The organism is Pseudomonas sp. GT1P32 (genome assembly GCF_054897805.1).
In genome coordinates this window covers 4,828,039-4,847,251 of record NZ_CM142704.1, presented here as the reverse complement: position 1 = coordinate 4,847,251, position 19,213 = coordinate 4,828,039, and the positions used below count along the sequence as shown (strand labels likewise).

Sequence of the window (19,213 nt, the reverse complement as noted above, 5' to 3'; positions counted from 1 at the left end):
TCTGGGCTGGCGCCATCGCCAGCAAGCCGGCTCCTACAGGTCCGATGTCGTATACAAAATTTGCGATATGCACAAATCCTTGTAGGAGCCGGCTTGCTGGCGATGGCGGCCTCAAGAACTACACATGAATTACAGAGAACCCGCATGAGACTGTCCCGCTTCTTTATCGACGCCCCTCTGAGCACCGGCCAACACGAATTGCCCGAGGCCCAGGCCCATTACATCAGCCGCGTGCTGCGCATGGCCGAGGGTGATGCGTTGCAACTGTTCGACGGTTCGGGTCATGAGTTTCGCGCGACGCTGGTCGAGGTCGGCAAGAAGCGCGTCGTGGTGCAGATCGACGAAAGCTTCGCCGGGCAAATCGAATCGCCGCTGCAGATCCATCTCGGCCAGGGCCTGTCCCGTGGCGAGCGGATGGACTGGGCGATTCAGAAAGCTACCGAACTGGGCGTGACCGAAATCACCCCGATCTTCAGCGACCGCTGTGAAGTCCGGCTGAAGGACGAGCGCGCCGACAAACGCCTGATGCACTGGCGCCAGGTGGCAATCAGCGCGTGCGAGCAATGCGGGCGTTCACGGGTACCGGTGATTCACCCGCCGGTGTTGTTGGCGGACTGGTTGAAGCAGACCGAGGCAGAGTTGAAGCTGGTGCTGCATCCGGTGGCTGAGCCGTTGGTGAGTCATGCGAAGCCTGGGACGCTAGCGTTTTTGATCGGGCCGGAAGGTGGGTTGTCCGATGCTGAGGTTGATCAGGCCAAGGCTGCGGGGTTCCACGCTGCGCGCCTGGGTCCTCGGGTGTTGCGCACCGAGACCGCGCCGGTGGTGGCGTTGGCGGTGGCCCAGCAGTTGTGGGGCGATTTCTAGGACCCCATCGCCTGTAGGAGCGAGGCTTGCCCGCGAAGAACGATAACGCGGTTCGCCAGGTAAACCGCGGCGACTGCTTTGCGGGCAAGCCTCGCTCCTACAAGACGTAAAACATAATCGCCACAAAGTGCAGCAAACTCCCCGCGATCACGAACAAATGCCAGATCCCGTGCGCATGCCGCAACCGATGATCCAGGGCAAAAAAGATAATCCCCACGGTGTACAAAATCCCGCCCGACGCCAGCCAGGCAAACCCGGCCGTGCCCAGCGCCGCCAATAGCGGCTTGACCGCCACCAGCACGATCCAGCCCATCACCGCGTAAATCACGATCGACAGGATCCGCGCTTCCGAACGCGGTTTGATCTCCTGAAGGATGCCGATCAACGCCAGCCCCCAGACAATCCCGAACAACGTCCAGCCCCACGGCCCGCGCAGGGTCACCAGACAAAACGGTGTGTAGCTTCCGGCAATCAACAGGTAGATCGAAAAGTGATCGACCTTCTGCATGATCGCTTTCTTGCGCCCGCGCACGCTGTGGTAAACGGTTGACGCGCTGTAGAGCACCATCAACGTGAAACCGTAAATCGCCACGCTGACGATTTTCCAAGGGCTGCCGTCCATGCCTGCGATCACCAGCATCCACACCACCCCGACCGTCGCCGCCACCGCCCCGACCAGATGCGTCCAGGCGTTCAATCTTTCCCCGTGGTACATGTGTTACTCACCTCACAATCCAATGCAGCGTTGCGCAAGGCTCAGGCTTCAAGCGTAAAAGCGCAACTCTTCAGTACACCTTCGCCCCCTGTAGGAGCCGGCTTGCCGGCGATTGGCCTTCAAGCGTTACGATAAATTCAAGGCCGCCATCGCCAGCAAGCTGGCTCCTACAAAGGTCTGCGTGAGGCCAGAGAATTGGGCACAATCGAGCCATTCGAATAAGAGTCACGCCCATGCTGATCGATGAAGAGTTGACCCTGAAAAAACTCGAGGTGTTCCTCGCCTTCATGCGCACCGGCAATCTGGCTCGCGCCGCTGCCGAGCTGGAGACCAGCAACGTCAGTGTGCACCGGGCGATCCACTCCCTGGAAAGTGCCCTGCGCTGCCCGCTGTTCAAGCACGAAGGCCGTAACCTGACGCCGCTGGAAAGCGCTTACGTTCTGGAAGAACGGGCGCAAAAGCTGATTCAGGACGTGGTCGAAACCGTGCGCCTGACCCGCGAAGCCGCCGGGTTCTCGGCTGAGCGCTTCAAGCTGGGATCGTTGTATTCGCTGACGGTGAAGACCGTTCCGCAACTGATCATGGGCCTGAAAATCCGCCGCAGCGAACTCAACATCGACCTGATCCTCGGCTCGAATTTCGACCTGTTGTACAAGCTCAAGAACATGGAAGTCGACGCGATCCTGGTGTCTTTGGACGAGAGCGTGAACGACCCGGATTGCGAGCAGATCCCGCTGTTTTCCGATGACATTTTCCTGGCCACCCCGGCGGATTCGAAGTTTGCCCAACGCACGGAAGTCGATCTGGCGGAAGTCCGCGACGAGACATTCATTACCCTGACCCAAGGCTTCGCCACGCACCAGGATGGCAATCGGGTGTTTAAGCAGGCGGGGTTCGAGCCGAAGGTGGCGATGCAGGTCAACGACATCTTCACCCTGCTGAGCATGGTCAGTTCGGGGGTGGGTTATGCGTTGCTGCCAGGAAGGATTGCAGCGGTGTATGAGAACCGGGTGAAGCTGATTCCGTTGCAGGAAAAGTATCGGTTGCAGCAGCACATCGGCGTGGTGTTTTTGAAGGCCAAGGAACGCGATCCGAACTTGCTGGCGCTGCTGGCGGAGTGTCGGATGTATGCCAATCGCCAGGCTTAAGACCGCGTCGCGTCCATCGCCAGCAAGCTGGCTCCTACAAGATTTGCGTGCGCCGTAAAATTCCGGTGCAACACATAACCCTGTAGGAGCCGGCTTGCCGGCGATGGCGTCAGAACAATCAGCGATGAATCATCGGGTTAACCCACAATCCCGCGAACAATGAAATACAACAACGATGGCCCAAGCAGGCACCCAAGCCCGGTGTGAAAGGTCGCCGTCAACGCCCCATAAGGCACCAACCGCCGATCTGTCGCCGCCAACCCGGCGGTCACACCGCTGACCGTGCCGGCCAACCCACCAAACACCATCGCCGAGCGCGGGTTATCCAACCCCATCCAGCGCGCTGCCATCGGCGTGCCGACCATCACCAGAATCGCCTTGATCAACCCGGTGGCAATCGACAATGCGACCACATCGGAACTGGCACCAATCGCCGCGCCAGTCACCGGGCCGACGATGTAAGTCACCGCGCCCGCACCGATGGTAGTCATGCTTATTGCATCACGATAACCGAACACCCAGGCAATACTCGCCCCGACAATGAACGGCAACACCGTGCCCAGCAACAGCGCGATCACGCCGATCATCCCGGCCTTTTTCGCTTCGGTGGCCTGCACTTCGAATGCCGTGGCGACGATGGCAAAGTCGCGCAACATCGCCCCGCCCATCAAACCGATACCCGAGAACAGTGTCAGGTCCGCCAGGCCTTTTTGCCCGCCGGTCATGGTGCCGCCGACCCACGCCAGGACCAGGCCGATGACAATGGCAATTGCCGAGCCATGAATCCGCCCGAACGTCAGGCGTTTGGACAACACCACCGACACCCACATGATCACGCCAACGAACGCGAACGCCGTGACCAGACCGTTAGTTGCCAAGCCCTTCTCGATGACTTCCAACATATCAGCGGCCTCCTACTGGCGTGCCAACGGGCGTGAGTTCCGCAGGTTCATCAGGCAACGGTTCGCCTTTATGGGTCCGGCTGATCAGGGCAATGGTGCAACCGCAGAGCACCACCGAACCGATGGCCGCGAGCACCGCCACCGGGCCGCCGTGCAATGCGGTCACGACGTTCTGTTGCGCCGCCATCGCCACCACCACCGGAATGTACATGGCGCCCCAGAAGCCGACGCCCATCTCGCAATCCTTGGTCATGCCGCCGCGTTTTTGCATCCACAACCGCGCGCAAATCAGCAGGATCATCGCAATCCCGACCCCGCCCACATTGGATTTGACGCCCAGCAATACGCCCAGCGCATCACCCAGAATCACCCCTGCCAGCGTACAGATCGCCAATAGAGCCACACCGTAAATAATCATTGTTGTAGTCCTCAAAGTGCATCGTCGAATGTTGTTTTTGTTGTTCGAAGCCAGAGACGGTGATTTAGGATTGGCGGCTTCCCTCCTCACGCAATAGCGCCTGCAAGGTGTCGAGCCGCGCCCCGTCGAAGGCAATCACGGTGCCCTGCTCGAACACCCGGCGCGCCAGCCCGGTCAGCACCGCACCAGGCGGCAGTTCGATCTGTAGCCGTACGCCGCGCTCGTAGGCGCTTTGTACCGTGCCGCGCCAATCGACGATGCGGCACATGTTGTAAGCCAGGTCTTCGCGCAGGGCATCGATGTTGATGATTGGCCGGGCGCGACTGCCGCTCAGGTAGCCCACCGTCGGCGTTTTCAATTTCACATTGGCGAAGGCTTCGGCCAGGATTTTCGCCGGCGCATCCAGCAGCGGACAGTGCGACGGCACGCTGACGGCAAGTCGCTTGGCCAGGCCTGCGCCGCGCCCTTTCGCCAACTCGGCGACGGCCTTCATCGCGCCGTCGCTGCCGGCAATCACCACCTGGTTATCGGCATTGATGTTGGCCAGGTAAACCGGCGTGTCGACGCTGTGAACCTGCGCCAGCAAGCCTTCCACTGTGGATAAATCGAGACCGATGATCGCGGTCATGCCGTAGCCCTGTGGATAAGCCTGCTGCATCAATTCACCGCGCAGGCTGACCAGATGCAGCGCATCGCTGAAGCTCAAGGCACCCGAAACTACGGCGGCCGGATAAGCACCAATGGACAAGCCCGCCACGTAATCCGGCGTCATCGATAACTGACGCGAAGCCGCTACACCGGCGATCAGCAGGCAGAGCTGAACCGCCCGCGTCGATTTCAATGCTTCAGCGCAATCCAGCTGCAATGCGTCTTCGCCAAGCACTTCGCTCGCCTCGATCACCGTCTCGCGAGGCAAACGATGGAGCATGCCCGGCTGCTGCGCGCCCTGTCCGGGGAACACCAGCAAACTGCTCACGCTGCTTGCTCCAGCGGGTTCCACGGATCAATCACAAGGCAGGCTTCACTCGCGTTTTTCAGCAACACCCGACGCGCAGGACCGGCCCATTCACGCAGGGCGACGGCGCCAAATGGCGTCTGCAATTGCATGTCCACCTGGCACTTGGCGCGTTCCAGAATCTTCATCAGTTCCTGCGCCTTTAACCGCTCCAGAATCTGCGGCGTACGCAGGATCAAATCCAGATCGCTGCCCTCATGCAAGGCAACGATCCCACTGGCCAATTCAAATCCGGCACTGCCGCTGACACCCCACACCCAACCGCAGTCATCGAGCAACGGCCGCAATTGGTTGAGGGCCTGCACGGCTGGCAAGTCCCGATCAATCGAGACATGACACAGCGCTTCCGGTGTGACCCGACGCTGAACCGCATCGACCGCCATCTCCGTCGCATACCGCTGCTCACGCAACCGTCCACGCACCCCGACCGCGATGAAACCCGGCGTACTCAACGCACGCCGAACCACCACCGGCTGACCCGCACTGATCGACTCGATCACCCACGCGGGCGCCTGCGCAGGCAACTGCTCCGGGGTCATCCCCCACAGCAGGTCGTGAGCCAGAAACGTGTTCACCACTGTTCTCTCAGCAGTTGGCGAACCGTGCTCGACGCAGCGCGATTGCTCGCGCCCAAGCGGCTACTCAAGTCGCGACCGCTTGCGGCAACATCGCCAATCGCCAGATTCAGGCATTCCGTCACCCGCGCCAGATCCGCTGATGTTGGCTGCTCAATCTGGTCCACCGACAAGGTTTCCCACAGCAAACCGAGACTGGCGTAACTGTCGATGTCATACGCCATCGGCGGCACGCTGGCGGCCAGCGCTTCCAATTCTTCGACACTGCGCAAGGTCACCCGCGCGGCTGACGCCTTGCCCATCGCATGCACCATAACGCCCGGATCACGCAGCGCGATCAGCCGATTGGCCTGGTAGCCATGAGCCAAAAACGCTCCGGACATCGCCTTGCCCACCAGCAAACCAATCACGGCGTGGCCAGCCAACCGGGCGCGGGCATAACTGTCCGCCGCAGCGGCCAGTGCTTGATGAATACCCAGCGCTTCTTCGCGCCGACCGTAAGCCTGACTCGGCACATCGATGATCGCGATCACGGCGCGCTTATGCGATTTATCAGCGTCAGCCACGATGATTTCATCCACAGCCTTGGCCAATCCCCAGCCTTCCAGCAAGCCCACTTCACCGTTGCGAGCACGGACGAAACGGTTGTCGGGATCTGCCACCACCGCGATAAACCGGACCGGTTGTTCGCCCACCACACCATCTGCGGCTTTCAGTGATGCAGGCAAACCCTTCACCGGTTTCGCGCCTGCACTCAAGGCGTTGAACCAGTTCAAACCTCTCAGGGAATACGAACTCATGAGCGCTCTCCTTGATACAGATCGCGAACCGTCGCCGCATCGATTTGCGGTTCGGCGTCCAGGCGGGCCAGCCGTTGCAGGAACAGATCGGCTTGACGACTGCGTTGTTGTTCCGGCAAGCCCTGTTGCAGCAATTCACTGACCTGCTGCCGGACCTGCGCCACGTCGTCAGCGACAAAGCGATCCACCAGACCGCTGGCAAAGCGTTGCTCGCCGCCGGTCAGGCTCCAGATGAACGGACGGTCGCGGGAGTCGTATTCCTCAAGCCCGGCTTCCTGTTCGATCACCTGCGGGCCGTTCAAGCCAAGCCGTGCTTCCTGAGTCACCAGCAAATAGCTGCACAAACCGGCGGCAATCGACATCCCGCCAAAGCAGCCGACGCTGCCCGCCACCACGCCGATCACCGGTTGGTACTGACGCAGATCGACAATCGCCGCATGAATGTCGGCAATTGCCGCCAACCCAAGGTTGGCTTCCTGCAAGCGCACGCCGCCGGTTTCCAGCAGCAACACGGCGCGGGTTGGAATGCCGTTGCGGTTGTCTTCAGCGGCGAGTTCCAGCGCACCGGCAATCTTCGCCCCGCCGACTTCACCGAGGCTGCCGCCCTGGAAAGCGCCTTCGATGGCGGCGATCACCACCGGCAAACCGCCGAGGCTGCCCTTGGCAATCACCACGCCGTCATCGGCTTGCGGCACCACGCCCTGGCGCGACAGCCACGGCGACATGACGCGTTGAAACGGGTCGAGCAATTCGCGGAAGGTGCCAGCGTCGAGCAAGGCTTTCGCCCGTTGCCGCGCGCCGAGTTCGATGAAGCTGTGCTTGTGGAGGAGCGCTGCACTGTCAGTCATGGTCGATCTCCTCAAAGCCTTGTTCCAGACGCAAGCGCACCACGCCGGGGGTCGCGCCGAAATCGTGGATATCGATAGCCATTGCCGGTGGTGTCTGGCCGTCGAACATCCGTGCGAACAGATGCTGCCAGCGTTGTTCGGCGCCATTGACCGAGGTCTGCACCTTGATGGTCAGCTTGCCGGCCTGACCCGGTTCGATCAGCACTTCCAGATCGCCCGAACCGACACAACCCACCAGCGTGCGACCGCGTGGCGGCTGCCCGGCGGGGAATTCAAAGGATAAGGTTTCCATCAAAACGCTCCCTGGTTGATGCCGTCAGCCGACGCAATGCGGTCGATAAACAGGCAGGCTGCGAGCAAGTCCGCAGCGCCGCCGGGCGAGGCATTCAACGCGATTAATTGTTCGTCCAGTTCATGCAAGCGACGGCGACCGGCAAGGCTGGCGCTGCCACCCGCGTCGAGCACCGCTTGGGCGCCGAGTTGCATGGTGTGCAGGCCTTGTTCGCCGGCGCGGTAGAGCACGCAGGTGTCACTCAGTTGAGTCATGATCGCCAGCAGCGCATCGAGTCGGGCGTTCTGTTCGCCATGGCCGGCGGCGCGGCTGCGTTTGAGTTGCGGCAGTGCGCGTTGCAGCACCGAAGGGAAACCGAGTTGGGCTTCTTCACGGGCACCGCGCGCGCCGTAGCGTTGGGCGACTTGCGCGCCGTGGCTCAGAGGACGCGGAGCGAAACGGTCGTCGAGTATCGCCAGTCGGGCGGCGCGCAACGTCACCGTGCTTGCGTGGGTATTCGAGCAGTCCAGCGCGGCGGCAGTGACCAGCAGGCCCAACGCCCAGATCGCGCCCCGATGTGTATTCACACCGTTAGTGGTGGCGAGCATGGTTTGCTCGCCTTCCCGGCCAATCCGTCCAATCGCTTCGCGCAGCGGTACACCGACCTCGCCAAACGCGATGGCCGATTCCGCCATCTCCTTGAATGCCGGCCACAGCGACAACGCCGAAGCGTGCATCAGCCCGAGGTGCAAATCGGTGTGCGCGCCGTTGCCGCGACGATCCACCAGCGCCGGTTTCGGCGACAGGTCCGCTTCGTCGATCAGCGCGTCCACCGCCAGGTCCGCCAGCCGTTCGGCCAGCGACAGAGGTTTGGGTTGCAGGTTGAATGCATGCATTACCAGCTCCTGAACTTGGCGGGCGGGTTGTAGAGGCCACCGGACCACTCGACCAGATCGGCCACGCTTTTGGCGGCGAGCAATTCACGGGTCGCGTCGGTGCGACGGATGCCGAGGTCTTCAGGCAAGGCGATCAAGCCTTCGCGACGCATCCGGGCGGTGTCTTTCGGGTTGTGACGCAGGCCGATGGCAGTCACGCCAGCGACGGCGGCGATCATCGCCTGACGCTCTTCCAGCGAGCGCGCCTTGTACAAATAGGCGATGCCTTCTTCGGTCAGCAGGTGGGTGACGTCGTCGCCGTAAATCATGATCGGCGCCAGCGGCATGCCGCTTTTCTTCGCCACTTCAATCGCGTCGAGGGTTTCGACGAAGGTCGGTTTGCCGCCCTCTTGGAACGTCTCGACCATTTGCACCACGAGTTTTTTACCGCGTTCGAGCATCGGTTCGGGCACGTCGGTGTGACGCATGTCGAGCCAGGCTGGCGTGCCGTGACGCCGCCCACGCGGGTCGTGCCCCATGTTTGGCGCCCCGCCGAAACCGGCCAGGCGCCCGCGAGTCACGGTGGAAGAATGGCCGTCGCCATCGACTTGCAGGGTCGCGCCGATGAACAGGTCCACCGCGTATTGCCCGGCCAGTTGGCTGAACATCCGGTTGGAACGCAGCGAGCCGTCGCGCCCGGTGAAGAACACGTCCGGACGCGCAGCGATATAGTTTTCCATGCCCAGTTCGGTGCCGAAGCAATGCACGCTTTCGACCCAGCCGCTTTCGATGGCCGGGATCAAGGTCGGGTGCGGATTGAGTGTCCAGTTGCGGCAGATCTTGCCTTTGAGGCCGAGAGATTCGCCGTAGGTCGGCAGGATCAGTTCGATGGCGGCAGTGTTGAAACCGATGCCGTGGTTCAGCGACTGCACGTTGTGTTTTTCGTAGATTCCGCGGATCGCCATCATCGCCATCAGCACGTGCACAGGCTTGATGTGCCGTGGGTCGCGGGTGAACAGCGGCTCGATGTAGAACGGCTTGTCGGCCACCACCACGAAATCGACCCAAGAGGCCGGGATGTCGACGCGCGGCAAGTCAGTAACGTCGTCGACAAGCTGGTTCACCTGAACGATGACGATGCCGTCGCTGAAGGCCGCTGGTTCAATCAATGCGGGCGTGTCTTCGGTGCTGGGGCCGGTGTAGATGTTGCCGGCGCGGTCGGCCATGAAACCGGCGGAGAGCACGACGTTTGGAATCAGGTCGACCACCAATCGTGCGTAGAGCTCGATGTAGGTGTGGATCGCGCCGATTTCCAGCAGGCCGTCTTCCAGCAATTGGCTGATGCGCAGGCTTTGAGTGCCGGCGAAAGAGAAATCGAGCTTGCGGGCGATGCCGCGTTCGAACAGGTCCAGATGCTCGGAGCGCCCGACGCTGGGCATGATCATGTGCAGGTCGTGGAGCCTGGCAGGATCGGCCTTGGCCAGGGAGCGCGAAAGGAAATCCGCCTGCTTCTGGTTGTTGCCCTCCAGCACCACGCGGTCGCCCGGCAGGATAAGTGCCTCCAGCGCGGCCACGATGTTGTCGGTGGGCAAAACCACACCGTCGGCCAGGCCTTTGACCAACGCCAGACGCCGCTGCTTTTCGCTGCGCCGCCGCGTCCATCGCGAGTCGGGGGATATTGTTGTTGTCATGACCACTCCACGGGTTCGCTGTCGTGGGAGTCACCTTAGGAGCGTTGGGTGGGGGGCATCAATCAAGCAGAGAGACGGATCGTTACGGTCAGGGTAATGGTTGTCTGTGCCGACGCCTTCGCGGGCAAGCCTCGCTCCTACAGGATTTTTGTGTGCGCCTCGATCCAATGTGGGAGCGAGCCTGCTCGCGAAGGCGTCAGAAGCCTCCCTACAATTTTCAATGTCGGAGAACAATGATCGACAAGTCCAAAAAAAGGACCGATCGGTCCCATTTTGGGAATCCTCAATCCTTGGCTCAGGCCAAGGGTTAGCCGTCAGGTTTGTGGTGAATGGAAGGCTGCTTTCGCGAGCAGGCTCGCTCCCACAGGGGTTTTGTGTGCGTCCCGATCAATTGTAGGAGCGAGGCTTGCCCGCGAAGGGGCCAGTCAGGTCAACCCGGCACTCACAAGCAACTCCTCCAGCGCCAGCAAGTCAGGCACCTTGGCCACTTGCTCACCCACCTGCACCGCCGCCTGCTCCAGCGCACACAACGGCACATCCACATAACTGAGCTGGCTGTCGAGCTTGTAAGAGCGAGGAATCCCCTGCACCAGCAAGGCGATGAATTTCAGTTCAGGTCGCCCGCCGAGGGCATTGAGAATCACGATACGCGCGCGCTCGCCAATGACGATTTTATCGCCGCACGCCGACTCAAAGCTCAGCAACGGAATCTGCCGCTCCCGCCAACTCACCCGCCCCAGGTACCACGGCGGCGTATCGAGATCGAAGGCCCCCGGCTGATAGTCGATCAACTCCGCCACCGCGACGTTGGGCAAAATCAGGTTGCGGTCAGCCAGGGGCAACAGCAGCCCGGTGAGGTTGCTGGTGCGATGTTCAAGCATGGGTTTTGCTCCACAGGGCGATGCTTTCGAGCAGCACCGATTCCTGATACGGCTTGCCGAGGTAGTCGTTGACGCCAATGGCCATGGCGCGGTCGCGGTGCTTCTGACCGGTGCGCGAGGTGATCATGATGATCGGCAGGTGTTGCAGGCGCTCGTCGGCGCGCACCTGGGTGGCGACTTCGAAACCGTCCATGCGCGGCATTTCGATGTCCAGCAGCATCAGGTCCGGCAGGTGGTCTTCGAGCAGCAGCATGGCATCGACGCCGTCCTTGGCCGTCAGCACGTTCATGCCGTGGCGTTCAAGTAAACGACTGGTGACCTTGCGCACGGTGACCGAGTCGTCGACCACCATGACCAGCAAGGGCTTGTGCGGCTCGGGTTCAGGGTCTTGAAGCAGCCGTCGTTGCGGTACCTGCGCCTGCATCGCACGAATCGGCGCCAGCAGATCGACAATCAGCACCACGCGGCCATCGCCCAGAATCGTCGCCCCGGACAAACCCTGCACCGCCGCAAATTGCGGGCCGAGGCTTTTCACCACAATCTCACGGGTGCCGGCCATGGCATCGACCTGCACGGCGATGTGGCGCTCGTTACATTGCACCAGCAACACCGGCAACGGCAGGCTCTGGCCCAACAGTTTCGGGCGCGTGCTGGTTTTCAGCAGTTCACCGAGGTAGCACAGTTCATAGTGCTGCCCGGCGTATTTGTAGGTCGGCGGATCGAGCCGGTAATGCCCTTCGAGTTCGTTTGGCAGCACGCGCACGATGCCGTCGATGGTGTTCAGCGGGATCGCATATTGATCCTCACCGCACTGCACCATCAGCGCCCGGTTGACCGACACAGTGAACGGCAGGCGAATGCGGAAATGCACGCCCTGCCCCGCCACAGAGTCAATGCTCATCGTGCCGCCGAGTTGCCGGACTTCTTCATGAACCACATCCATGCCCACGCCGCGCCCGGAAATCTGGGTGATTTTCTCGGCCGTGGAGAACCCCGGTTGGAGGATGAACTGCAGCACGTCGCGGTCGCTGATGTCGCTGTCAGCGGCGAGCAAGCCGCGCTTGATTGCCTTGCGCCGCACCGCGTCCAGCGGCACACCGGCGCCGTCGTCGCGAATGTCGAAAATGATGTCGCCGCCCTCGCGGGACAGGTCGAGGGTGATCCGCCCTTGCGCCGGTTTCCCGGCCGCGATGCGCACTTCGGCGGATTCGAGGCCATGGTCCACCGCGTTGCGCAGCATGTGTTCCAGCGGCGCGGCCATGCGTTCGAGGACGTTGCGGTCCATCTCGCCTTCGGCGTTGCCGACCACGAATTCCACCTCCTTGCCCAATTCGCTGGAGACCTGGCGGACGATGCGTTTCAAGCGTGGCAGCATCCGCTCGAACGGCACCATGCGCGAACGCATCAGGCCTTCCTGCAATTCGGTGTTGATACGGCCTTGCTGTTGCAGCAGGTTCTCCGCGTCCTGATTGCGCCGGTCGAGGGTTTCCTTGAGGTCGAGCAGGTCGGAAGCCGATTCGAACAGCGCCCGCGACAGCTGCTGCAACTGCGAGTGACGGTCCATTTCCAGCGGGTCGAATTCTTCGTAGCCCGAGCGTTCGGCGTCGACTTGCTGGCGGCTGAGAATCCTGCCCTGGGTTTCGGTATCGAGCCGGCGCAATTGATCGCGCATGCGCTCAATGGTGGTTTCCATTTCGTTCAGCGCCACGCGCGCATCGTTGACCTGCTGTTCGATACGACCACGGAAAATCGAAGTTTCCCCGGCCAGGTTGACCAGATCGTCGAGCAGTTCCGCCGAAACCTTGACCATGTCGGCACCGGTATCGGCTTGTGGCGCAGGCGCTTCGACCTTGGGCACAGCAGGCACTGAAACCGGTGCTTCGAGCACTTCCGGATGGCTGAAATTCCTGATCGCGTCGATCAGCCGATCCGCTGGTGGCAACGGTTGACCGGCGCGGGTCGCGTCGAGCATCTGCGCCAGCCGGTCATGGCTGCTTTGCAACAGGCCGAACAGCGCAGCGGTCGGTTTCAACACACCGGCGGACAAGCCTTCGTAGAGAAATTCCAGCTCATGGGCAAGGTCGCCGATCGGGCCGATTTCCACCATCCGCGCACCGCCCTTGAGGGTGTGCAGATCGCGCAGCAGGGTTTCCATTTCCTGACGATTGGCAGGTTCGGCCTGCCAGCGAACCAGCGCAGCGCCGGAGTTTTCGATGATGTCGAAACCTTCCTCAAGGAAGATCTCCAGCAACTCCGGATCATGCCCCGGCGAATCCTCGGCCCGCGCAGGCTCGGCGGCTTCTGGCGCACTGGCGTTGCCTTGGCGGAACTCGCGAATGGCTTCGATCAGCTCACCCGGATCCCCCAGCGGCTTGTGGTGCTGTAATTGCTCAAGCAGTTGCGCCAGTCGGTCATGGCTCTGCTGCAACAGCTGCGCCAGGGTTTCGTTGTGGCTGTAACGGCGATCGACAAGCCCTTCGTAAAGGCTTTCCAGTTCATGGGCGAGGTCACCGACGGGCTCGACCTCGGCCATCCGCGCACCGCCCTTGAGCGTGTGCAAATCCCGCTGCAACGACAGCAACGGCGCAGCGTTGTCCGGGTCTTTCAGCCAACGCTGCAAGGCCTGACCGGCGCTTTCGAGGATGTCCACCGCTTCTTCGAGGAAGATCGAAACGATCTCGTCGTCCAGATCCGCTACGCGGTCAACTGTAGGAGCCGGCTTGCCGGCGATGGTCGTTAACGATGATGCGTTTTCACTGGATGAATGCGGCGCCTGCGAGTCCATCGCCGGCAAGCCGGCTCCTACAGAGATCTGTTCCAGTTCGGCGGTGGCGACGCCCAGTTCGCGAATGCTCAGTGTGCGGCTGCCGTCGCTGCGAATCAGGCCCATGGCCGATGGGTCGAGGCTCTCATCGAGCAAGCCGCGCAAGGCCCGGATGCGCTCCGGTTGCGGGCTGACTTCCTGACCGGCAGCGAGTTCGTCGAGCATGTTGATCAGCGCTTCGTGAGCACTTTGCGCCTCATGGAAAAACGCCTCGCTGACCGCCAGGCTGCTTTCTTCCACGGCGCCGTATAGATCAAGCAAGGCTTCACAGAGCTCATCCACCGGATGCAGATCAGCCAGGTGCGCACCTTCGCCGAGGGTGGTCAATTCATCCAGAAGCGCGCTGAGCTCCTGACGTTCACCGGGGTGCTGCTGCCAACGCTGCAACAGGCTTTCGGCGTCCAGCAGGATGTCCATGCCCTGGGCCAGGAAGTTGTTGATCAACTGCGGATCGCGCTTGGTTCTGAGCGCCATGCTCGGCGTGCTCAACAGGGCCTCCAGGCGCTCGGCCAGCAGCGCCTGGGTTCTTTCGATCAACGAACGGGCCCCGGGAATCTCGGCCAACGGATCGACCTTGAGCTGTCGCAGCCCGACGCGGAACACGCCTTCGGCTTCCAGCAGCAGCTCGACTTCGTCGAGGTCCAGCGCGATCAGGTGCGCCTTGTATTCACGGGCCAGTTTGTCCAGCGGCGTCGCCAGCTCGGCAATCGGCAAAACGCCGGCCATCGACGCGCTGCCTTTGAGCGTGTGCAAGGCACGTTGCAGTTCGTCGCTGGCCTGCAACGGCACATGTTCGGCGGCCTGATCGAGGAAGCGGTTGAGGCTGGCCAGATGGGTTTCGGCTTCGTTGCGGAAGATCTCCAGCAGCAACGGATCGAGGGCGGCGACATCCTGCACGTCCTCATCGGCCAACGGCTTGTCACCCTTGGCGAGCGCGTGGGCACGGGCGGCCAATTGGTCGACGTCGTTGCGCTGACGCTGAGCATTGCCGGCAAATTCAGCCACCAGCTCCGGCAGCAGGTTCAGTACATCGCCGAGCAGTTGCTGCACCACCGGCCCCGGTTCAACGCTGCGCTCCAGCACGCGGTTGAGCAGGTTTTCCACGGCCCACGCCAGCTCACCCAGCACCAGCGCGCGCACCATCCGGCCACTGCCTTTGAGCGTGTGGAAGGCTCGGCGCAGTTCGCCCAGGGTCGATTCGCTCTCGGGGTTGGCCGCCCAGCGCGGCAAGTATTCCCGGAGGATTTCCAGGACCTCGTCGGTTTCTTCGAGGAAGACTTCGCGCAGTTCATCGTCCACCGGTTCTTCACCCGGAGGCGGTGGCAACAGGCTGCCCGGCGTATTCAGGGCGGGCGGATTGACCGCCGACACCGGGTTGGCGAGGACATCGGCCAGGGTCTGGACGACGTCGGGATCGTCCAGTTCCTGCTGGCCCTGCATCACCTGCGCCTCACTCGGGCTGAGCACTTCATCCAGCACAGGGACATTGTGTTCGCTGGGGAAAAAGCCGAGCGCTGCCAGGCTCTTTTCCGCAACGTCGAGCAATTGTTCACCGGACGCTTCAGCGTCGTCGCTCAGACGTTCAAGGTAATATTCGATGCTGGTGATGACGTCGGCCAGGCTGTCCAGCGCCTGCCAGCCAGGCTGGTCCGGATCCAGCAGCAGATGCTCGCGGATAAAGTGGTTGCAGGCGTCGATCAGGCTCGCCGCACGGCTCAGGGGGATCATCGCCAGCGCGCCGCGCACCTGGGTGAGCAAGGCCGGCAACGGTTGCAAATGCTGGCGGTCCCAGTCGGCGTCGATGTAGTCGACGATCATGTCCTTGGCCTGTTGCAGGCAGATGCGGGCTTCCTTGATCACGATCTGGTGGATCTGCGTCAGGTCGGTGGTCGGCAGGCGACTGTCTTCCTGGCTCTCCGGTTCGACCGTGCCGACCATCCCGGCGAGCGTCGCCTCGACGTAGAGCAAGGCGCCGGCGACGTCCATCAGGATCGCGTCGTTGGGTTCGCGTTGCCCCTGAGCGAGGCTCAACACCACCGCAAGCTGATCAATGATGACCTTGCGCGGCTGGCCGAAACCGAGCACCGCCAGGGTGTCGGCGATTTGCCGCAAGGGTGCCAGCAAGCTTTCGAGGTCCGAGGCATGCTGGCGGTCGCTGCGCACGAACAGGTCGAGGCGTTCTTTGACCCGCACCAGTTCTTCGCACAGCGCGGCCAGCACCGAGCGCATGGCATCGCGGTCAGGGCCGGCCAGCCGCGCCCGTTCTTCGTCGACCATCGCGCTGTCAGGCAGCGCATCGTCCAGTCCGTAGCGATCTTTCATGGTCAGCATCTGCCCGGTGGGGTGTTCGGCTTTGGCGATATAAAACAGCAAACTCTTGAGCAACTCCGGCGGCGCCGGCTGATTGATCGCGCACATGCCCTGTTCAAGCAAGCGCTTGAGTTCTTTGTCGGCGTCCTTGAACAGGCTGCGCAGGGCCGGGCTGTTGGCGATCGAGCCGCCGCGCATGCCTTCGACCAGCGCCGAGGCAACTTGCCACAACGGGCTCAGCGGTGCATTCCCGCACAGCCCTTCGAGGCGTAAAAATACAGTGCTCAGGTAACCGAGATGAGTGTCGTCATCCTGCTCACGCAGCAACCCGACCAGGGCCATCTGCAACATCTGGCGCAATTTGCGCAGCACGTTCGGCAGGTCCGCCGGCTCCAGCAACGCCAGCGCCTCTTCATCCAGTGGCGGCAAGTCCGGTAATTGCGGGGTGAACAGGCTGGTTTCCGATAACAGGCTTTCGCCACGGGCACTGCGCAGGTCGTTGATCAACGGCAACACCACCAGCGGCAGGTCGCGGCGCGCGCCTTGTATGCGGTCGAGATAGATCGGCAGTTGACCGATCGCATGCAACAACAAGTGGATCGCCTCGTCGCGATGAATGACGCGGTTCTGCTGCAAGGCGGCGGCCAGTTGCTCCATTTCTTCGGCGAGCAGGGCCGCGCCGTAGAACTCGACCATCTGCAAACTGCCGTGAACCTGATGGATGCACGCCAGGCATTCACTGAGGGCGTGCGTCGCCTGAGGGTCATCAAGCAACGTTTCAATCGCCTGGTGAGCCACTTTCAGTGTTTCGGCAATCTCGCCTTTGACCCATTCGAGGGCCACATAGTCGTGCCGATCACCCATAACCACTCCGTTCATCGTTCGAACGCCCTCGGGCGCTTCACACTTTGTCCACAGTCTGCGCCTTGGCGGCCGGCAAGGTGAAACCGGACACCGAGCGTCGCAGCTGGCTGGCCATTTTCGCCAGGTTGCCAATGCTCTCAGCCGTGGCGGTGGAGCCGGACGAGGTCTGCGTGGTGATCTGCTGGATCACGTTCATCGTCAGGGAAATCTGCCCGGCCGAAGTCGTCTGCTGTTGTGCCGCGTTGGAAATACTCTGGATCAACGCCGCGAGGGTTTTCGATACGCCTTCGATTTCTTCCAGAGCCACACCGGCATCCTGCGCCAGACGCGCGCCACGCACCACTTCGGTGGTGGTCTGCTCCATGGAAATCACCGCTTCATTGGTGTCGGCCTGGATCGCCCGCACCAGGGTTTCGATCTGCCGTGTCGCGGCGGACGAGCGTTCGGCCAACCGTTGCACCTCGTCGGCCACCACCGCAAAACCGCGCCCGGCATCACCGGCCATGGAGGCCTGGATCGCAGCGTTGAGTGCAAGGATGTTGGTTTGGTCGGCAATGTCATCGATCAGGCTGACAATGTCGCCGATCTCTTGCGAAGACTCGCCCAGGCGCTTGATGCGCTTGGCGGTGTCCTGGATCTGCTCGCGAATGTTGTCCATGCCGTGGATGGTGTTGTGCACCACCTCGTTGCCCTTGTTGGCGATTTCCACCGAGCGCTCAGCCACCGCCGAGGATTCGGCGGCGTTGGCCGACACCTGATCGATGGACTGCGCCATGTCGTTGATCGCGGTGGAGGCTTCGCTGATTTGTTGCGCCTGATGCTCCGAGGCCTGTGCCAGATGCATGGCAGTGGCCTGGGTTTCCTGCACGGCGGCGGCGACCTGGCCGGCGGTGAGGTTGATTGTTGCCACCAGATCGCGCAGCTGGTCCACGGAATAGTTGATCGAATCGGCGATGGTCCCGGTGAAGTCTTCGGTCACCGAAGCGGTCACGGTCAGGTCGCCGTCGGCCAGGTCTTCGATCTCGTCGAGCAGGCGCATGATCGCGTTCTGGTTGCGCTCGTTCTTCTCGGCGGTTTCGCGCAACTGACGATTGGTTTCGCGCACCATCACCATCCCGATAAGGATGATCGACATCAGCGCCGCCAGACCCAGTACGTAGCCACCAATGGTGTCTGTATTGCGCCCGCCGGCGAGATTTTCGAACCCGGAGGCCAGGTGCGAGGCTTCGTCGAGCAGGGTTTGCGACAGGCTGAATATGTTGGTCGCCGATTCGCGGACCTTGAACAGCTCCGGCGAGGTTTCGAGGATTTCATCCACCGAACCCGAGACAAATTCGAACAGCTCGGAAATCTCGATCAAGCGGGCACGGGCATCGTGGTCTTCGACCTGGCTGACTTTCAGTGCCGGATTACCCTGGAGCATGCCCGTGAGCACCAGGCCGAAACGCGCGGCGTCGCGGCCAAACGCGTCGGCGGCCTGTTGCGAATTTTCGTCGCCGGACAGCACAGTGTTCACCGCGCCGAGGATACGTTCGGCTAACAAAGACTGACGCTGGGCCATCGCTACCTGAGCGGCGGGCGCACCGCGTTGCAGGAGTATTTCGACGACTTTTTCGTACTCGACCTGCAACTGCGGCACGGTTTCAGCCAGGGTGGCGGCGACTTGATGCAGCGACAAAACCGTCTGTTCGCTGGAGAGGATGGCGTCGGTGTTTTTCAGCACGCGTTCCCAATCCAGCTGCACGGCGCGCATTTCCGGGCGCACGGTGGACGGTGCCGGCGGAAGCCCGGTGGAAGGGTCGCCTTTCTTCAGATAGCCCCAGCGCTGGGCAAAATCGTTGCGCGCATCGCTGAGCAACTTGAACGCCGCAGCCTTGCCGGCGGCGGCTTCAGTCGCGTTTTTGGCAATGCGCTGGGACAGCACGCGCAACTCGCCGGCGTGGCCGATGTACTGTTTATCGTACGAGGCCTGGGTGTTGAGGTAAGCGAAGTTGGCGAACAGCAGCATGATGAAGACAATCAGCGCGATGAACAGCGCGATGATCTGCGAGCGGCTGCGCGATCCTTCTGGCTTGCCTGTTTTTGCTTTTATCATCGGTCCTCGCCTGTGCTACCCAATTCACCCAAGCCCCTGTAGGAGCGAGGCTTGCCCGCGAAGCAGGCGAAGCGGTCTTGCAGGAATACCGCGTTATCGTTCTTCGCGGGCAAGCCT

15 protein-coding genes are annotated in these 19,213 nt (G+C 61.8%); 2 read left to right on the top strand and 13 right to left on the bottom strand.

Translation table 11 applies throughout. The features are described 5' to 3' along the window. Positions 1–144 precede the first annotated feature (144 nt). Positions 145–864, top strand: a complete 720-nt coding sequence (locus tag ACYZUC_RS22205; RefSeq protein WP_461990399.1) for a 16S rRNA (uracil(1498)-N(3))-methyltransferase — start codon at positions 145–147, stop codon at positions 862–864. 97 nt (positions 865–961) lie between these two features. On the opposite strand, the gene trhA is transcribed toward ACYZUC_RS22205, so the two are convergent. Continuing rightward, positions 962–1,579: a PAQR family membrane homeostasis protein TrhA gene (gene trhA, locus ACYZUC_RS22200; protein WP_008033324.1), complete on the bottom strand. Its 618-nt coding sequence runs from the start codon at positions 1,577–1,579 to the stop codon at positions 962–964. Positions 1,580–1,812: 233 nt separating this feature from the next. Here trhA and ACYZUC_RS22195 point away from each other — a divergent pair, with 233 nt between their 5' ends. Beyond that, positions 1,813–2,727: a LysR family transcriptional regulator gene (locus tag ACYZUC_RS22195; RefSeq protein WP_461990397.1), complete on the top strand. Its 915-nt coding sequence runs from the start codon at positions 1,813–1,815 to the stop codon at positions 2,725–2,727. A 137-nt stretch (positions 2,728–2,864) separates the two neighbouring features. On the opposite strand, the gene madM is transcribed toward ACYZUC_RS22195, so the two are convergent. The 12 genes from madM to ACYZUC_RS22135 all read right to left on the bottom strand — a co-directional run bounded on the left by madM (position 2,865) and on the right by ACYZUC_RS22135 (position 19,096). After that, on the bottom strand, positions 2,865–3,629 hold the full coding sequence (madM, locus tag ACYZUC_RS22190; protein ID WP_008026230.1) for a malonate transporter subunit MadM: 765 nt from the start codon (positions 3,627–3,629) through the stop codon (positions 2,865–2,867). A 1-nt stretch (position 3,630) separates the two neighbouring features. Next, positions 3,631–4,047, bottom strand: coding sequence for a malonate transporter subunit MadL (gene madL / locus ACYZUC_RS22185; protein ID WP_008026228.1), 417 nt, complete (start codon positions 4,045–4,047; stop codon positions 3,631–3,633). A 64-nt stretch (positions 4,048–4,111) separates the two neighbouring features. After that, positions 4,112–5,023, bottom strand: a complete 912-nt coding sequence (mdcH, locus tag ACYZUC_RS22180; RefSeq protein WP_461990395.1) for a malonate decarboxylase subunit epsilon — start codon at positions 5,021–5,023, stop codon at positions 4,112–4,114. Then, a complete protein-coding gene (locus ACYZUC_RS22175) occupies positions 5,020–5,640 on the bottom strand; it encodes a malonate decarboxylase holo-ACP synthase (RefSeq protein ID WP_461990393.1) in 621 nt (206 codons plus the stop codon). Before ACYZUC_RS22175 ends, mdcH begins: the two co-directional genes overlap by 4 nt. Then, positions 5,634–6,437, bottom strand: coding sequence for a biotin-independent malonate decarboxylase subunit gamma (mdcE, locus tag ACYZUC_RS22170; RefSeq protein WP_461990391.1), 804 nt, complete (start codon positions 6,435–6,437; stop codon positions 5,634–5,636). Before mdcE ends, ACYZUC_RS22175 begins: the two co-directional genes overlap by 7 nt. Continuing rightward, positions 6,434–7,285, bottom strand: a complete 852-nt coding sequence (locus tag ACYZUC_RS22165) for a biotin-independent malonate decarboxylase subunit beta (protein WP_280162420.1) — start codon at positions 7,283–7,285, stop codon at positions 6,434–6,436. The genes mdcE and ACYZUC_RS22165 overlap by 4 nt, the downstream gene beginning before the upstream one ends. Continuing rightward, complete coding sequence (locus tag ACYZUC_RS22160) at positions 7,278–7,577, bottom strand: malonate decarboxylase subunit delta (RefSeq protein ID WP_311096812.1); 300 nt, start codon at positions 7,575–7,577, stop codon at positions 7,278–7,280. Before ACYZUC_RS22160 ends, ACYZUC_RS22165 begins: the two co-directional genes overlap by 8 nt. Next, positions 7,577–8,452 carry a triphosphoribosyl-dephospho-CoA synthase gene (locus ACYZUC_RS22155; protein ID WP_223434055.1) on the bottom strand — a complete coding sequence of 292 codons (876 nt, stop codon included), beginning with the start codon at positions 8,450–8,452 and terminating at the stop codon, positions 7,577–7,579. The genes ACYZUC_RS22160 and ACYZUC_RS22155 overlap by 1 nt, the downstream gene beginning before the upstream one ends. After that, positions 8,452–10,122 (bottom strand): malonate decarboxylase subunit alpha, encoded by a 1,671-nt coding sequence (gene mdcA / locus ACYZUC_RS22150; RefSeq protein ID WP_461990388.1) that lies wholly within the window; start codon positions 10,120–10,122, stop codon positions 8,452–8,454. The genes ACYZUC_RS22155 and mdcA overlap by 1 nt, the downstream gene beginning before the upstream one ends. A 425-nt stretch (positions 10,123–10,547) precedes the next feature. Continuing rightward, a complete protein-coding gene (locus tag ACYZUC_RS22145) occupies positions 10,548–11,003 on the bottom strand; it encodes a chemotaxis protein CheW (RefSeq protein ID WP_461990386.1) in 456 nt (151 codons plus the stop codon). Beyond that, positions 10,996–17,001, bottom strand: a complete 6,006-nt coding sequence (locus tag ACYZUC_RS22140) for an Hpt domain-containing protein (protein WP_461990385.1) — start codon at positions 16,999–17,001, stop codon at positions 10,996–10,998. Before ACYZUC_RS22140 ends, ACYZUC_RS22145 begins: the two co-directional genes overlap by 8 nt. 37 nt (positions 17,002–17,038) lie before the next feature. Further along, complete coding sequence (locus tag ACYZUC_RS22135; RefSeq protein ID WP_461990383.1) at positions 17,039–19,096, bottom strand: methyl-accepting chemotaxis protein; 2,058 nt, start codon at positions 19,094–19,096, stop codon at positions 17,039–17,041. Positions 19,097–19,213 lie beyond the last annotated feature (117 nt).

Bases quoted from the DNA above. Each gene is read 5' to 3' on its own strand.
- trhA (WP_008033324.1), bottom strand. From the start codon at position 1,579: ATGTACCACGGGGAAAGATTGAACGCCTGGACGCATCTGGTCGGGGCG.
- ACYZUC_RS22135 (WP_461990383.1), bottom strand. From the start codon at position 19,096: ATGATAAAAGCAAAAACAGGCAAGCCAGAAGGATCGCGCAGCCGCTCG.
- ACYZUC_RS22140 (WP_461990385.1), bottom strand. From the start codon at position 17,001: ATGGGTGATCGGCACGACTATGTGGCCCTCGAATGGGTCAAAGGCGAG.
- ACYZUC_RS22205 (WP_461990399.1), top strand. From the start codon at position 145: ATGAGACTGTCCCGCTTCTTTATCGACGCCCCTCTGAGCACCGGCCAA.
- ACYZUC_RS22145 (WP_461990386.1), bottom strand. From the start codon at position 11,003: ATGCTTGAACATCGCACCAGCAACCTCACCGGGCTGCTGTTGCCCCTG.
- ACYZUC_RS22160 (WP_311096812.1), bottom strand. From the start codon at position 7,577: ATGGAAACCTTATCCTTTGAATTCCCCGCCGGGCAGCCGCCACGCGGT.
- madM (WP_008026230.1), bottom strand. From the start codon at position 3,629: ATGTTGGAAGTCATCGAGAAGGGCTTGGCAACTAACGGTCTGGTCACG.
- ACYZUC_RS22195 (WP_461990397.1), top strand. From the start codon at position 1,813: ATGCTGATCGATGAAGAGTTGACCCTGAAAAAACTCGAGGTGTTCCTC.
- ACYZUC_RS22155 (WP_223434055.1), bottom strand. From the start codon at position 8,452: ATGCATGCATTCAACCTGCAACCCAAACCTCTGTCGCTGGCCGAACGG.
- mdcA (WP_461990388.1), bottom strand. From the start codon at position 10,122: ATGACAACAACAATATCCCCCGACTCGCGATGGACGCGGCGGCGCAGC.
- madL (WP_008026228.1), bottom strand. From the start codon at position 4,047: ATGATTATTTACGGTGTGGCTCTATTGGCGATCTGTACGCTGGCAGGG.
- mdcE (WP_461990391.1), bottom strand. From the start codon at position 6,437: ATGAGTTCGTATTCCCTGAGAGGTTTGAACTGGTTCAACGCCTTGAGT.
- ACYZUC_RS22165 (WP_280162420.1), bottom strand. From the start codon at position 7,285: ATGACTGACAGTGCAGCGCTCCTCCACAAGCACAGCTTCATCGAACTC.